Annotated in this window: 8 protein-coding genes and 2 CRISPR repeat arrays (1 of these 10 cut by a window edge); of the genes, 2 read left to right on the top strand and 6 right to left on the bottom strand. The window is 72.6% G+C overall.

Annotated elements, in window-relative coordinates; translation table 11 throughout:
* A CRISPR array of direct repeats spans positions 1-3,257; the repeat unit is 28 nt; unit sequence GTTCGCTGCCGCGTAGGCAGCTCAGAAG (it extends 258 nt beyond the left edge of the window).
* A 90-nt stretch (positions 3,258-3,347) separates the two neighbouring features.
* Positions 3,348-3,797: direct repeats of the CRISPR family, unit length 28 nt; unit sequence GTTCGCTGCCGCGTAGGCAGCTCAGAAG.
* Between the two features lie 64 nt (positions 3,798-3,861).
* The 5 genes from EDC50_RS08020 to EDC50_RS08000 form a co-directional block, all read right to left on the bottom strand.
* Positions 3,862-4,590 carry a LytR/AlgR family response regulator transcription factor gene (locus EDC50_RS08020; protein WP_123769966.1) on the bottom strand — a complete coding sequence of 243 codons (729 nt, stop codon included), beginning with the start codon at positions 4,588-4,590 and terminating at the stop codon, positions 3,862-3,864.
* Between the two features lie 169 nt (positions 4,591-4,759).
* A complete protein-coding gene (locus tag EDC50_RS08015; protein ID WP_123769965.1) occupies positions 4,760-5,443 on the bottom strand; it encodes an alpha/beta hydrolase in 684 nt (227 codons plus the stop codon).
* Positions 5,444-5,485: 42 nt separating this feature from the next.
* Positions 5,486-6,412, bottom strand: a complete 927-nt coding sequence (locus EDC50_RS08010; protein ID WP_123769964.1) for an energy transducer TonB — start codon at positions 6,410-6,412, stop codon at positions 5,486-5,488.
* Between the two features lie 248 nt (positions 6,413-6,660).
* The gene (locus EDC50_RS08005; RefSeq protein ID WP_123769963.1) at positions 6,661-7,044 is read right to left on the bottom strand and encodes an HU family DNA-binding protein; all 384 of its coding nucleotides are present in this window, start codon (positions 7,042-7,044) and stop codon (positions 6,661-6,663) included.
* A 169-nt stretch (positions 7,045-7,213) separates the two neighbouring features.
* On the bottom strand, positions 7,214-8,575 hold the full coding sequence (locus tag EDC50_RS08000) for a PQQ-dependent sugar dehydrogenase (protein WP_123769962.1): 1,362 nt from the start codon (positions 8,573-8,575) through the stop codon (positions 7,214-7,216).
* 126 nt (positions 8,576-8,701) lie between these two features.
* On the opposite strand from EDC50_RS08000, the gene EDC50_RS07995 reads away from it, so the two are divergent.
* Both EDC50_RS07995 and EDC50_RS07990 read left to right on the top strand, forming a co-directional pair.
* Complete coding sequence (locus tag EDC50_RS07995) at positions 8,702-11,665, top strand: bifunctional diguanylate cyclase/phosphodiesterase (protein WP_123769961.1); 2,964 nt, start codon at positions 8,702-8,704, stop codon at positions 11,663-11,665.
* 167 nt (positions 11,666-11,832) lie between these two features.
* Complete coding sequence (locus tag EDC50_RS07990; protein WP_147674821.1) at positions 11,833-12,876, top strand: BON domain-containing protein; 1,044 nt, start codon at positions 11,833-11,835, stop codon at positions 12,874-12,876.
* A gap of 147 nt (positions 12,877-13,023) precedes the next feature.
* On the opposite strand, the gene ligD is transcribed toward EDC50_RS07990, so the two are convergent.
* Positions 13,024-15,615: a DNA ligase D gene (gene ligD / locus EDC50_RS07985; protein WP_123769959.1), complete on the bottom strand. Its 2,592-nt coding sequence runs from the start codon at positions 15,613-15,615 to the stop codon at positions 13,024-13,026.
* Between the last annotated feature and the right edge of the window lie 123 nt (positions 15,616-15,738).

Genomic DNA, 15,738 nt, shown 5'->3' with positions numbered 1-15,738 from the left:
AGCTCAGAAGGGCCGATGCGCATCGCCGTCCGCGAGGTAATAGTTCGCTGCCGCGTAGGCAGCTCAGAAGATTGCCGCGCATGTGATCCATGAAGCTCTCCTGTTCGCTGCCGCGTAGGCAGCTCAGAAGGACGAAGCACACGCGCCACTGGTCGTTGATGCGTTCGCTGCCGCGTAGGCAGCTCAGAAGTTGTCCCAGCGCAGGTTCTCCCACTTCAGCACGTTCGCTGCCGCGTAGGCAGCTCAGAAGTTATCCCTCCAACAGCCGCGCGAGGGGCCGCGGTTCGCTGCCGCGTAGGCAGCTCAGAAGATTGACCGGAGGCCCCCATGAAGAAGCTGCCCGTTCGCTGCCGCGTAGGCAGCTCAGAAGTTCCAGCGAAATCAATCAATTCCGCCGGCACGCGTTCGCTGCCGCGTAGGCAGCTCAGAAGTCTTCCGGATTGTCCGGATCAACCCCCAGGGCGTTCGCTGCCGCGTAGGCAGCTCAGAAGACGCCCCGGCTTCGGCCGGGGCATCACCCGACGTTCGCTGCCGCGTAGGCAGCTCAGAAGGCGCTGAGCAACCCGACGCAGATCAACGGCAAGTTCGCTGCCGCGTAGGCAGCTCAGAAGTCAAGGCGCGCCGCTCGCATAGGGCGCGCAATTGTTCGCTGCCGCGTAGGCAGCTCAGAAGTTTCGCAGGGCGCGGGCCTCTCCACGACAGGAGTTCGCTGCCGCGTAGGCAGCTCAGAAGAGTTGGCAGACCCGCCTGGGAGCGCTGTCGTCCGTTCGCTGCCGCGTAGGCAGCTCAGAAGAGCGGATCGCGTTCCCGGTGCCGTGGTTCACCGTTCGCTGCCGCGTAGGCAGCTCAGAAGAACTCGCCGCCGCGCTGCGCGAACTGCATAGCGTTCGCTGCCGCGTAGGCAGCTCAGAAGTTTCGGGGCGCTTCGACAACCGTCGAGGAGGCGTTCGCTGCCGCGTAGGCAGCTCAGAAGGCCCATCTCGGTTGTGCCACCAGGCTCGCAAGGTTCGCTGCCGCGTAGGCAGCTCAGAAGTCAGCGTGGGAACGGATCGCCGCGAGAACGTCGTTCGCTGCCGCGTAGGCAGCTCAGAAGTGATCGGCCAGGACGTGGACGAGGTCGCCGAGGTTCGCTGCCGCGTAGGCAGCTCAGAAGAGTTCCACGATCTGATCGTCGCTGAGCTCGCTGTTCGCTGCCGCGTAGGCAGCTCAGAAGTTCCCGCGCGGCGATCTCGACAGCGATTGCTTGTTCGCTGCCGCCTAGGCAGCTCAGAAGATAGGGCAGAGGGTTGTTCTCGCCGAAACGAAGTTCGCTGCCGCGTAGGCAGCTCAGAAGTTGACCCGGACTTTGCCCACTGCGGCGACATCGTTCGCTGCCGCGTAGGCAGCTCAGAAGAAGGGAGACCGCAATGAGCAATGCAGTAGTCGCGTTCGCTGCCGCGTAGGCAGCTCAGAAGGTCTTGGCCCAGGCGCGCCGCTTAAGAGATATGTTCGCTGCCGCGTAGGCAGCTCAGAAGACGCAACGCGGCCGAATGCCCTTGCCTTGACGGTTCGCTGCCGCGTAGGCAGCTCAGAAGGCCATGAGGGCAAAGAAATGAAGCTCAACGAAGTTCGCTGCCGCGTAGGCAGCTCAGAAGACGCGCCGCGCTCACTGCTTCGCGCAGCACGTGTTCGCTGCCGCGTAGGCAGCTCAGAAGATAGCGCGCCCTCATCTCCCGGTGACGGACGAGTTCGCTGCCGCGTAGGCAGCTCAGAAGATCTCCGATGTGGCGAGACATGTGCTCTTGGCGTTCGCTGCCGCGTAGGCAGCTCAGAAGAGCCTCGACCAAACGCGGAGAAGGTGGTCAGGGTTCGCTGCCGCGTAGGCAGCTCAGAAGTCAATGGGATGGACGGGTGCAGCACGATGTCCAGTTCGCTGCCGCGTAGGCAGCTCAGAAGTCAGGCCCTCTTCTGGATTGTCCGGATCAACCGTTCGCTGCCGCGTAGGCAGCTCAGAAGTTTCCGAGCTGGCCGAGATCGATCTCCATCTCGTTCGCTGCCGCGTAGGCAGCTCAGAAGTTTCCGAGCTGGCCGAGATCGATCTCCATCTCGTTCGCTGCCGCGTAGGCAGCTCAGAAGACCAGGGGGCCGTATCGCTCATCCCTGCACCGGTTCGCTGCCGCGTAGGCAGCTCAGAAGTGTCTCCTTGTCACCTGTCGATCCCGCGGTCCGTTCGCTGCCGCGTAGGCAGCTCAGAAGAGCGGAAAGTGCATCGCGCCCGCCGGGCCCTCGTTCGCTGCCGCGTAGGCAGCTCAGAAGATGACCGCGTAGCGCTGTCAAGACCCGGGGCGGTTCGCTGCCGCGTAGGCAGCTCAGAAGTTCGTCGCCTTGCCACCGTTGCTGGCAAAGGTGTTCGCTGCCGCGTAGGCAGCTCAGAAGGGCAGGGGAGGGGACGCCCTCGGCGGAGGCCTGTTCGCTGCCGCGTAGGCAGCTCAGAAGTTCAAGCGCAACATGCTCGCGCGCACCTTCCGGTTCGCTGCCGCGTAGGCAGCTCAGAAGACCACCCCGGAGGAGGAAGCCGCATGATCCGCGTTCGCTGCCGCGTAGGCAGCTCAGAAGGAGCCGCGCACGCGCTCGACGGTGATGCCCTCGTTCGCTGCCGCGTAGGCAGCTCAGAAGAGCCGCGTGACGACTGCGAGGACTGCGGCGAGGTTCGCTGCCGCGTAGGCAGCTCAGAAGTCGTAGGCCATCGCACGCAGCGCGGTGTACGTGTTCGCTGCCGCGTAGGCAGCTCAGAAGCGCAGGCTGAGACGCATCAGGCGCATCAGAGGGTTCGCTGCCGCGTAGGCAGCTCAGAAGACATAGCTCAGGCCCTCCCCGCTTCCGAAACTGTTCGCTGCCGCGTAGGCAGCTCAGAAGGTCGGCGGAACGCAAGCGCGACCTGCGCTGGCGTTCGCTGCCGCGTAGGCAGCTCAGAAGCTGATGCACGCTCTAACGGATGGTGCATACGCTGTTCGCTGCCGCGTAGGCAGCTCAGAAGAGCCGTCCCGGCGAGGCGAAACAGGGAGACAAGTTCGCTGCCGCGTAGGCAGCTCAGAAGTACGAGTACTCCAAGGACGGGAAAACGATGCGGTTCGCTGCCGCGTAGGCAGCTCAGAAGACCAAGCACGCTTTACGCCATTCATGTTCATGAGTTCGCTGCCGCGTAGGCAGCTCAGAAGTCGGGCCGCCACGTCTGGAATTTCCAAGCTTGGTTCGCTGCCGCGTAGGCAGCTCAGAAGGCTGTTCCCGTGCACGCGCATGCAGTAATCATGTTCGCTGCGCGTAGGCAGCTCAGAAGAGCGCGCGACGCTGGAAACGCCGCGAACGCATGTTCGCTGCCGCGTAGGCAGCTCAGAAGAATCCGGCGGGTTGGTGATCGGCATGGTGACGGTTCGCTGCCGCGTAGGCAGCTCAGAAGAGGAAGCGCTGCAGAAGCTGCTGGGCATCGTGGTTCGCTGCCGCGTAGGCAGCTCAGAAGGCGGGCGGCATTCGCAAGCGGGGCCGGAAAGCGTTCGCTGCCGCGTAGGCAGCTCGGAAGAAAGTCGCCGCACCAGTCCGCAAAGTCGGAATGTTCGCTGCCGCGTAGGCAGCTCAGAAGGCCCCGCTGCGTTTCGCGGACGGCCGAAGCCTGTTCGCTGCCGCGTAGGCAGCTCAGAAGTCGACGCCTATGCCGAGTGCGCGCGGCTCGGCGTTCGCTGCCGCGTAGGCAGCTCAGAAGCTGGAGCGGGTCAAGTCACTGCCGTGCTCGGTCGTTCGCTACCGCGTAGGCAGCTCAGAAATAGGCCGCAGTCCCTGCCGGCGCCGGGGCGCTGTTTGCGGCGCTGCGCCGGTAAGGATGGAGCGTCACAAATGCTTGAGCGTCTCCTTCACGGCCGCCGCGCAGCGGCGGCTGACTTCGAGCGGTTGCTTGCCGTGGCGCAGCACGGCCTGGACGTGGCCTTCGGGGCTGCGGCGCAGTTCGACGATCTCGTGGCGGGCGACCAGGCAGTTGCGGTGGATGCGCACGAAGCGTTCGCCGAACTCGTCCTCCAGCGACTTCAGCGATTCCTCGATCAGGTCCTCGCCGCGGGCGTGGTGGACGACGACGTATTTCTCCTCGGCGTGCAGGTAGTGCACGTCCTCGATCGGGATCAGGCGCAGGCTGCCGCGCAGGCGCGCGCACAGGTGGCTGCGGCGGCGCGCGTTGCCGGATTCGGCGGCGCGCTCGCGGCCGGCGGCGAAGGTGCGCACGCGCTCCAGCGCCGCGGCCAGGCGTTCCGGGCGCACCGGCTTGACCAGGTAGTCGATCGCCTCGGCCTCGAACGCCGACAGCGCGTGCGCGTCGTAGGCGGTGCAGAACACCACCGCCGGGCGCGGCTCGAACGCGGCCAGGTGGCGCGCCGCCTCCAGCCCGTCGATGCCGGGCATGGCGATGTCGAGCAGGACCAGGTCGGGGCGGTGCTCGGCGCAGGCGTGCAGGGCGTGGTGGCCGTCGGCGGCCTCGGCCACGATCTCGACACCGCGCTGTTCGGCCAGCAGCACGCGCAGACGCTCGCGCGCCAAGGGCTCGTCATCGGCGATCACTACCCTCATGTCCCCTGCGCCTCCGTCCGGCCGGCACATCGCCCCGGGGGATAGTAGCGCCGGCCGGCGGCCGTGGTCATCCGCCGCCGCCGGTTCAGGCGGGGCGGGCTGCCGGTCCGCGGGCCGCGGCGCCGATTTAGGGCCTGTCGATTCGTGCGCGGCGGCCCCGGGCGCGGATTCAGGCGAAGCGGCGCTCCAGCCAGTCGCCGAGGTCGCGGATCTCCTCGGCGCAGACCTGGTGGGCCATCGGGTATTCGTGCCAGTCCACCGCGAAGCCGAGTTCGCGCAACGTGGCGGCGCCGCGGGCGCCGACCTGCGCCGGCACCACCGGGTCGAAGCCGCCGTGGGCCATGAACACCGGCTGGGCGCGGGCGGCCTCGTGCAGGCGCGCGGCGGCATCGGCCGGCGCCAGCGGCAGGTAGGTCGACAGGCCGGCCACGCCGGCCAGCGGCCGCGCCCGCTGCAATCCTGCGGCCAGGGCGATCGAGCCGCCCTGCGAGAAGCCGACCAGCACGATCCGCTCCGGCGGCACGCCGCGCGCGTGCTCGCGCGCGATCAGCGCCTCGGCCTGCGCCACCGAGGCGGCGACGCCGGCTTCGTCGGCGCGGCGGTCGAAATCGAGGCTGACGATGTCGTACCAGGCGCGCATGCGCAGGCCGTTGTTGAGGGTGACCGGGCGCAGCGGCGCGTGCGGGAACACGAAGCGCAGCGCCGGCCAGTGCGGGCGCAGCAGCTGGGGCACGATCGGGGCGAAGTCGTGGCCGTCGGCGCCGAGGCCGTGCAGCCACAGCACGGCCCAGGCCGGGGACGGGCCGGTTTCGTGCTCGACGGTCTCGAGCAGGGCGGAGGAGGGCGTGTCCATGCCGGCATTGTCGCCGCGCGGCCGCGGCGCCGCCAGCGCGGCTCAGCCGTCCTTCGGCAGGCGGAAGGTCAGCGTGCGCACGCCGTCGACGCTGCGCCCGGTGGCCTCGAAGCGCCAGCGCACGGCCGCGGCGAGCGCGGACTCTTCGAACACGCCGGCCGGCCGCGCGGAGAGCACGCGCGCGTTGCCGACGCTGCTGTCGGGGCGGACGGTGAAGGCGACCACCGCGCTGCCTTCGATGCGGCGGTTGCGCGCGGCGAGCGGGTAGCGCGGCGCGGCATCGCTGAGCAGGCGCGGGGGCGCGCGAGTCGCCGCGTGCGCGCGCGGCGGCACGGAGGAAGGAGGCGTCGTGGCCGCCGGCGGTGCAGCCGGTGGCGGGGCCGCGGTCGCGACGCTTGCGGGCGCGGCGTCGGTGCGGGCAGGCGCTGTTGCGGTCGCCGCGCCCGCGGGCGGCGTGCGCGCGGGCGCGGAAGCCGCGGCGGGCGTAACCTTCGCCGCCGCCAGCGCGGCCGGCGCAGGCGTGGGCGCGCTCGCGAGCGGCGCCGCGGGCGCGGCTTCGCGCGCAGCCTGCCCGCGCTGCGCCAGCGCTCCGCGCAACCGCGGCAGCGCCGGAGCCTGCGCGTCGATCCGCTCCAGCAGCGCCAGCAGCCGCCACGCCTCGGCGATCTCGCCCGCGGCCAGCGCCTGCTCCGCGGCGATCAGCACGTAGGGCTGCAGCTCGGCCAGCGCGGCGGCGACGTCCGCGGCCTGCGGCTCGCGCTCGCGCAGGGCAAGGTAGGACTCCACCGCGTTGTCGCCGGCCGGGGTGTGGATGCGCTGCGCGCGCAGCGCCTGCTCGGCGCGTACGCGCGACCGGTCTATGGCGGCCGCAAGAGGCTCCGGCGCGGCCACCGCCGGCGCTTCCCCCGCCGCGGACGCCGCGGGCGGCGGCGCCTCGCACGCGCCCAGCACGAGCCATGCGATCGTCAACGCCAGCGTCCGTGCCGGCGCGCGCGTTCCCGTCCGAACCATGGTGCCTCCCCTGTGACGGCGCACAGGCTAGGCCGCGTATGTGACGGGCGTGCGGCGCGCGCGGAGGCAGGCGACGCCGTTCGTGGCGGAAGCGTGCAGGCGGCCGGTGCGCGGCCGAGGCTGACGGCACGGCGCAAAAAAGAAGCGGCGCCCGGAGGCGCCGCTTCGATGCGGGGCGGCGCGGGGCGCCGCTTCGCTTGCGCGGCTCAGGCCGCGGCGTCCTTGAGCTTCTTCAGCGGACGCACCTTGACCTTCACCGAAGCCGGCTTGGCGGCGAACCAGACCTCTTCCTTGGTGAAGGGGTTGATGCCCTTGCGGCGCGGCTTGGCCGGCACGTTGACCGCAGTGATCTTCAGCACGCCCGGCAGGGTGAAGGCGCCGGCGCCCTTCTTGCTGATGGAGCCGTGGATCGCGCCTTCCAGCGCGGCCAGCACGGCGCGCACGTCGCGAGCCACGACGCCGGAGGTCTCGGACAGGTGCGCCACCAGCCCGGACTTGCTCAGGACTTCCTTGATCGGCTTCGGAGCGGCCGGCTTGGCAGCGGCCTTCTTCGGCGCGGCTTTCTTTGCCACTTGCTTGGTCTTCGCCATATGTGTCTCGCAGTAACTCGATAGTGGATGTTGTGCCCGAAACCCTGCAGGCAAGCGGAATGTAGGGCAACGTCAACGCGCCGCCAAGTCCGGGACGGCGTTTTTTTCGCGTGCGGCGACGAAAGGAGGGGGGCCGGACGGGCGCGGCCCGCGCCGGCGCGGCGGCCGGCTACGGCGCGGCACGTTCGACGCGCCAGACCGCGTCGCCGGCGTCGTCGGCCACCAGCAGCGCGCCGCGGCGGTCGACCGCCACGCCGGCCGGGCGGCCGTAGGCGCGGCCGGCCGCATCGAGGAAGCCGCCGAGCACCTCGCGCATCGGCCCGCTCGGCGTGCCGTCGCGGAACGGCACGAACACCACCTTGTAGCCGGCCAGCGGGCGGCGGTTCCAGGAGCCGTGCAGGCCGACGAACGCGCCCTCGGCGTAGCCGGGGCCGAGCCGCGCGTCGCGCGCGAACGCCAGCCCGAGCGGCGCGACGTGCGCGCCCAGCGCGTAGTCCGGCGTGCGCGCGGCGGCGACCCGATCCGGCCGCGCCGGCCGCACCCGCGGATCGGGGTGCGCGCCCCAGTACGCGTGGGGCCAGCCGTAGAACGCGCCGCGTTCGAGCCGGGCCAGGTAGTCCGGCACCAGGTCGCTGCCGAGTTCGTCGCGCTCGTTGACCGCCGCCCACAGCGCGCCGCTGCGCGGCTCCCAGTCCAGGCCGACCGGGTTGCGCAGGCCCGTCGCGTAGGCCCGCACCGCGCCGCGGGCCGGATCGACCTCCAGCACCGCGGCGCGGTCGCGCTCGGCGGCCAGGCCGTTCTCGCCGACGTTGCTGTTGGCGCCGACGCCCACGTACAGCCGCGTGCCGCCCGGCGCGGCGAGCAGGCTCTTGGTCCAGTGGTGGTTGGGTTCATCGCCCTTGCCCGGCAGGTCGACGACCTTCTGCGCCGCGCCCCGCGCGCGCGTGTCGCCCTCGCGGTAGCGGAAGCGCACCAGCGAGCCGGCATTGGCGACGTAGAGCGCATCGCCGACCAGGGCCATGCCGAACGGCGAGTCCAGGCCCTCGGCGAAGGCGCTGCGCAGCTCGGCCCGGCCGTTGCCGTCGGCGTCGCGCAGCAGGGTGATGCGATCGGCGCTCGGCACCGCCGCGCCGGCGCGCTTCATCACCGCGGCCATCGCCAGGCCCTTGAGCCCGCGGATGCCGGACTTGCCCGGCGGCGCGCCGCTCTCGGCGACCAGCACGTCGCCGTTGGGCAGCACGTGCAGCCAGCGCGGATGTCGCAGGCCGCGCGCGAACGCACGCACGCGCAGGCCCGGCGCGGCGACCGGCGCCGCGTCCGCCGGCCAGCCGCGCGCCGGCGCGATGTCGACGGTGGGCAGCGGCGTGCGCCGCGGCGGCGCGAGCGTCGGCGTGGGCCCGGTGTCCTCGCCGGCGAGCAGGCGCGCATGCCCGCAAGCGCCGAGCAGCGCCGCCAGCAGCGCCGCGGCGATCGGGCCCGCCGCGCGCGGACCGACGGCGAGGATTGCGGCGGGCGCGAACCTGCGTTCCATGCGCGCGGCATACACCCGCGCCGGTGGACCGGGCGTGACCGCCGCCGCTCGCCAATTCCGGCATGCGATGCCATCATCGGCCGCAGGCGTTGCTTCGTTTTTCTCATCTCTCGTCACGGCGGAACGATGGTCGTCAGTGCAGCGCCAAGCTCTTCGCCCGGCACCGGCTCGACCCGCGCGATCCTGGTCGCCGGCCTGCTGCTCGGGGCGGCGCTGCTGGCCGGGTTGACCTACGTGGTGCTCGGCGACCGGGAGACCCGCCTGGCCTCGGCGCAGCGCCAGAGCCAGGCGCTGAGCGCCGGCGCCGAGCGCCTGCTGCGCCTGGAGCTGCGCAACCTGGAGCGCGCGCTGCTCGGCATCGCCGGCGATGCCGAGCAGTTGTTCCGCAACGTGCCCGCGCAGGCGGCCCCGCTGCTGGGCGAGGCGATCCGCGGCGTGCTCGAGCGCCATGCCGAACTGGAGAGCATCGTCGTGCTCGACGGCCAGGGGCGCGCGTTGCTTCCGGGGCGCGGCGACCCGAGCCTGCCGCGCTGGATCGCCGACGACCGCCGCGGCCGCGGCAGCGCGCTGCACGTCGGCCCGCCGCAGCGCGCGCGGGGGCAGTGGCTGCTGCCGCTGGCGATGCCGCTGGGGCCGGATCGCTGGGTCCTCGCGCGCCTGCGCGCCGAGGAACTGCACGGCATCATCGCCGGCCTCGACACCGGCCGCGAAGGCATGGTCGAGGTGCTCGACCGCGACGGCACCGTGCTCGCGCACAGCCACGCGCCGGCGCTGGTCGGCCGGCGCTTCCCCGGCGAGCTGGCCGGCGCGTCCGGCGCGCGCCTGCGCACCAGCCATCTCGACGGCGTCGAGCGGATCGTCGCCGCGCGCGCGCTGCAGGGCTACCCGCTGATGATCGCCGCCGGCGTCTCGCGCGACGAGGTGCTGGCGCCGTGGCGCCGCTTCGTCGCGGCGGCGGCGGTGCTGTACCTGCTGTACTGGGCCGGGCTGGCCTACCTGCTGCGCACGGTGCGGCGGGGCGGCGCGGCGCAGGCGCGGCTGCTGGACGAGCTGGCGCGCAGCGCGGTCCGCCTGCGCATGGCGCAGCGGGTCGGCCGCACCGGCACCTGGGCGATCGCGCGCGGCAGCGACCATATCGCATGGTCCGAGCAGGTCAGCGAGCTGCTCGGCCTCGATCCGTCGCGCACCGGCTGCCGCCGCGCCGAGTTCTACGCGATGGTGCACCCCGGCGACCGCCGGCGCCTGCTGCGCCTGCTCGGCCGCGCCTGGCGCGAGCGCGCCCCGTTCCAGGCCGACTACCGGATCGTCCGCCGCGACGGCGAGGTGCGCTGGCTCACCATCCGCGGCGCCGTGGTCGCCGGCGAGGACGGCGCCGAGACCATGACCGGCACCGTGGTCGACATCAGCGAGCGCATGCGCGTGCAGGCGCGGCTGACCGACGCCGAGCGCCAGTTCCGCCTGCTGTTCGAGCGCAACCCGCTGCCGTTCTGGGTGTTCGACCTGGAGACGCTGCGCTTCCTCGAGGTCAACCGCGCCGCGACCGAGCGCTACGGCTACAGCCGCGACGAATTCCTGGCGATGCGCATCCTCGACATCCGCCCGCCGGAGCAGCACGCGGCGCTGCTGGAGGACATCCGCCGCCCGCGCGAGGGCTTCGACGAGGCGCGGGTGTGGTCGCACCGGCGCAAGGACGGCTCGGTCCGCCAGGTGAAGGTGTACAGCGCCGACATCGAATTCGCCGGCCGCCCGGCGCGGCTGATCCTGGCCGAGGACATCACCGAGCTGATGGCGCACCAGCGCGAGCTCGCCTGGCGCGCCGGCCACGAGCCCACCACCGGCCTGCTCAACGCGCACGCGCTGGCCGAGCGCCTGGCCGGGGCCGAGGCCTACCGCATCCTCTACGTGCAGCTGCGCGGGCTGGAGCTGATCGAGGACAGCCTTGGCCGCGGCGCCGGCGACGAGGTGCGGCGGGCGATCGCGCGCCGGCTCGACGCGCTCGGCGAGCGCTACGGCCTGGCCGCCTGCATGCGCGACGACGAGTTCGTGCTGGCGGTGCGCGCGCCGGGCGCGGGCGAGGAGGCGCTGGCCGCGCTGCAGGCGGCGGTCGGCGAGCCGGTGCCGGGCGCGGACAGCCTGCACCGGCTGGAAGCCTGGATCGGCCAGGCCGACTTTCCCGGCGACGGCGCCGAGCCGGCGCAGGTGATCGACAACGCCGCCCTGGCCGTGCACGCGGCGCGCAGCGAACGCTTCGCGGTGATGCGCTTCGACCGCGCCATGACCGAACGCGCCAAGCGCCGCCTGCAGCTGGCCGGGCGCATCCACCGCGCGCTCGACGCGGGCGAGTTCGAACTGCACTTCCAGATCATCCGCCACGCCGGGGACGGCACGCCGGCCGCGCTGGAGGCGCTGACCCGCTGGCCGCTGCCCGGCGGCGGCTTCGTGCCGCCGGCCGAGTTCATCGGCATGTGCGAGGACTCCGGGCAGATCGTGCCGCTGGGCCGCTGGGCGCTGCGCGAGGCGGCGCGCGCGCAGCGGCGGCTGCGCGAGGCCGGGGTGACGCTGCCGATCGCGATCAACATCTCGCTGGTGCAGTTCCTCGACAGCGATCTGGTCGCGGACATCCAGGCGGCGATGGCGGAGTTCGGGCTGGAGCGCGGCGCGCTGCACGTGGAGTTGACCGAGAGCGTGCTGCTCAACCGCCCCGAGCAGGCGATGCACACGCTGCGCCAGCTGCAGCGGCAGGGCGTGTGCGTGTCGCTGGACGACTTCGGCACCGGCTTTTCCAGCCTGTCGTACCTGCGCCACCTGCCGCTGGACGCGCTCAAGATCGACCGCTCGTTCGTCGCCGAGGTCGACAGCGACGAGCGCAACGCCTCGATCTGCCGCGCGCTGCTCGCGCTCGGGCACAGCCTGGGCCTGACCGTGATCGCCGAGGGCGTGGAGACGCGGGCGCAGTACGAGTGGCTGCGCCGGCACGGCTGCGACCAGGTGCAGGGCTACTGGTTCGGGCGGCCGGCGCCGCTGGAGGGCGTCGCGCGCGAGCTGCGCGCCGGCGCCGCCTCGAACGGGCTGTCCGGCGCCGGCGCCTGAGCGCCTGCACGCGCCGGCCACGATCTTGAACGCGCCCGCGCCGCGCCTAACCGCGGCATCGCGGGCGCGTAACGGCGCCTGCGGCACAGTGGATCGACGCGAACCGCGCACCGGGGCGTGGCGCTCCGAGCGCGGGCCGCCCCGCCTTCTGCTGGAGGAATCACGCCATGCGAGACAGCAGCATTCGCGCCGAACTCAACGAGATGGCGCAAGACCTCGTCCGGCTGGGCAAGCGTTTCGCCGACGCCAGCCGCGATTGGCTCAGCGACAGGAGACATGCCATGAACCGAAACGAAGACCGCCCCTTCCGCGAGCAGGACCCGGACATCGAACAGCGCACCTACGGCCGCCAGGGCTCGTTCGGCGAACACGAGCACGACCGCGAGCGGATGCGCGGCTACCGCAACCAGGGTTACCGCTTCGGCGCCGAGCGCGGCCAGGATTTCGGCGCCGCCGACTTCGGCTACAGCGACCAGCGCCACCCGGGCGACTACCCGCGCGGCTACGACCTCGGCCGCGGCGGACCGGGCGGCTACGCCCCGCGCACCGGCGGCGAGCGCAGCTACGGCCTGGGCGAGCGCGAGTTCGGCCGCGGCTACGGCGGCAGCGACTACCGTGGCGAGACCTACGCCAGCGAGTACGGCGACGACGACAGCCCATGGCGCGAGGGCCGCTACGCCAGCGCCAGCGGCACCGGCCGCGCGCCGTGGCAGGGCCCGCCCGCCGGCGACGAGCGCTTCGGCGGCGGCCGGGCGGGTCACGCCGGCAGCGGCTACGGCGGCAGCGGCGGCTACGGCAGCAGCCGCCATGCCGGCTACGGCGCTTCCGCCGGCATGCGCGGCTACCGCGGCATCGGGCCGAAGAACTACACCCGCTCCGACGAGCGCATCCGCGAGGAGCTGTGCGAGCGCCTGACCGACGCCGACGACATCGACGCGCGCGGCATCGAGGTGCAGGTGCGCCAGGGCGTGGTCACCCTCGAAGGCGAGGTGGGCCGGCGGCAGATGAAGTACCGCGCCGAGGACCTGGCCGAGTCCTGCAGCGGCGTGCGCGACATCGAGAACCGCCTGCGGGTGCGCGAGGACGAGAGCCGCGGCCAGAGCCGCTACTCGCCGACCGGCCGCGAGCAGCAACAGCAGACCGAGGCCAGCTACGGCCAGGGCCAGGACATCGGCGGCGGCGACGTCGGCGGGAGCACGCCGCGGCATTGAGATCGAGTCGCCGCGGCGCAGGCCGCGTTTCGCGGCGGCGGCGATCCCGCTCCCGTAGCGGAACGACGCGGATGGCTCGCCCTGCAAGGCAAAGGGAAGCGGAGGCATGGCGCGAGGCGCTCGGCGGCCTTGCGCCACGCGGCGGGGTTATCGCGATTTCGCCAGCCCCAGCATCCGGCTCACGTCGTCCAGGTTCTGCCGCACCGCGTCGATGCCGTGCCACGGGTGCCGCTTCAGCCGCCGCATCCGCTTCGGCGCGCTGAAGATGTCGAACGCGGCGCCGCTGCGCAGCCGCGCCAGTTCCTCCCAGCGCAGCGGCATCGCCACCGGCGCGCCGGCGCGCACGCGCAGCGAGAACGAGGCGACGCTGGTGGCGCCGCGGCCGTTGCGCAGGTAATCGACGAAGATCTTGCCCTTGCGGTAGCGCTTGGAGGCGGTGGACACGAACTTCAGCGGCTCCATCTGCGCCATCGATTCGGCGAAGGCCTGGGTGAACGGCTTGACCAGGCTCCAGTCGCACCCCGGGCTCAGCGGCACCACCACGTGCAGGCCCTTGCCGCCGGACGTGCGCAGGTAGGAGCGCAGCGACACCTGCTCGAGGCGCTCGCGCACCAGGCGCGCCGCGGCGACCACCTCGCTCCAGGGCACGTCCGGGCCCGGGTCGAGATCGAACACCACCCGGTCGGCCTGGTCCGGCGTCTCCGCGCGCGCCCCCCAAGGGTGGAATTCCAGCGCGTTGAACTGCACCAGTTCCATCAACCCGCGCAGGTCGCGCACCACCAGGTATTCGGCGTCGCGCCCGCCTTCCTCCTTCAGCGGCACGGCGACCACCGCCTCGAGCCCGGCGGTGTGGTGCTTCTGGAAGAAGCAGGTGCGCTCCACGCCCTGCGGGCAGCGCACGATCGACACCGGCCGGCCGACGATCTCCGGCAGCAGCCAGTCCGCCATCGCCTGGTAGTAGGCGGCGACCTCGGCCTTGGTGATGCCCGCATCCGGATAGACCACGCGCTCGGGATGGGTGAGGCGCGGGGCGTGGTTCGCGGCGTCGGCCGGTTTCGCCGCCGCGCGCCGCCGCGCGGGTGCGCGACCCGGTCCCGGCGCCGCCGGCCGGTCGCCGTCGAGCAGGTCGTCGGGGGCCTTGTCCGGGCGCACGCCCTTGAGCGAAGGCTGGCGCAGCACGCCCTGGCTGCCGAAGCCGCGGTAGTAGACCTCGACCACCAGGCGCGGCTCGATCCACTTCGCCCGGCGCAGCTCCGGATCGTCCACGGCCACGTGCACGGTCGGCTCGCCGCGTGCGCCGCGCTCGAGCCGCGCCGACAACTCGCGCAGCAGTTCGTCGCTGAAGCCGGCGCCGACCCGCCCGGCGTAGCGCCAGCCGTGGCGCGGGTCCGGCCGCGCCAGCAGCAGCGAGCCGAAGCCGGCGCGCGCGCCCTTGGGCGCGGTGAAGCCGACCACCGCGAACTCCTCGCTGGCCAGGCGCTTGGTCTTGCGCCAGTCGTCGCCGCGGCCGCCGCGGTACGGCGCGGAGGCGCGCTTGGAGACGATGCCTTCCCAGCCGCGCTCGTGCGCCAGCGCGAACGCCGCCTCGCCGTTGCCGACGCTGTGCGAGCTGTAGGCCAGGTGCGGCGGCGGGCGCTGCAGCAACGCCTCGAGCAGCGCCTTGCGCTCGACCTGCGCGACCCGGCTCAGGTCGACGCCTTCCAGGTGCAGCAGGTCGAACAGCACGTAGGTCAGCGCCGCGCTCTTCTCGCCGGCGAGCGTGGCCTGGAGCAGGCCGAAATCGGCCTGGCCGCCGGCGCCGGCGATCAGCTCGCCGTCGAGCGCCGCCTGGCGCACGCCCAGCCGCTCCAGCGAGGCGGCGATGTCCGGCACCTTCTGCGTCCACGGCAGCGCGTTGCGCGACCAGATCCGCGCGCCGCCGTCGCGGATCACGGCGAGCAGGCGGTAGCCGTCCCACTTGATCTCGTGCAGCCACTCCCCGCCCGCCGGCGGCTGGTCGACCAGGCGCGCCAGCTGCGGCTCGAACGGCGCGTCGCGCAGCTTGCCCGCGCGCGCACCGGGCAGGGCCTCGGCGCGCTTGCGCCAGTCGACCCGGCGGCGGCGCGGAGCCGGCTTGGCCGCCGCCGCGGTTTTCTTCGCCGCCTCGGGCTTCGCCGTCTTCTTCGCGGCCTTCGTGGCGGACTTGGCCGCGGCCGCGCGCCGCCCGCCCCGGCCGTCCGGCGGGGCCACGTCGCCGAGCAGGTCGTCGGCCTCCACCGCGCCGGCGAACTCGTCCTCGGCCTTGAACAGCAACCACTCCGGCTGCCGCGCCGGGCGCGCGGTGCGGACCAGGTGCCAGGCGCCCTTGAGCTTGTCGCCGAACAGCTCGAAGCGCAGGTGGCCCTTGGCCAGCTGCGCCTCGGCGTCCCCCTCGGTCGCCCACACGCCGCGGTCGAACAGCGCGACGTGGCCGCCGCCGTACTCGCCCTGCGGGATCTCGCCCTCGAAATCGGCGTAGGCCAGCGGGTGATCCTCGACCTCGGCCGCGAGGCGCTTGACCTTGGGGTCGAAGCTCGGGCCCTTGGGCACCGCCCAGCTCTTGAGCGCGTCGCCCACCTGCAGGCGGAAGTCGTAGTGGCGGCGGCGGGCGTGGTGCAGCTGCACCACGAAGATCGCGCGGCCGGACTTCGCCGCGCGCTCCGGCGCGGGTTCGCGGGTGCGGTCGAAGCGGCGCTTGCGGCGGTATTCGCTGAGGCTCATCGGCGCGGCGCCGCAGGTGGCCGGCGCGCGCCGGATCGGTTCGCCATGCGGCGGCTCCTGCGGGCGCGGTCGAGCCGTTGTAGGCCGCCCCGCCACAAGGCGACGTGAAACCGGCCGCATGCC

The sequence above is a fragment of the Vulcaniibacterium tengchongense genome (genome assembly GCF_003814555.1).
Lineage (GTDB): Bacteria > Pseudomonadota > Gammaproteobacteria > Xanthomonadales > Xanthomonadaceae > Vulcaniibacterium > Vulcaniibacterium tengchongense.
This window is presented reverse-complemented; position numbering and strand designations above follow the sequence as displayed.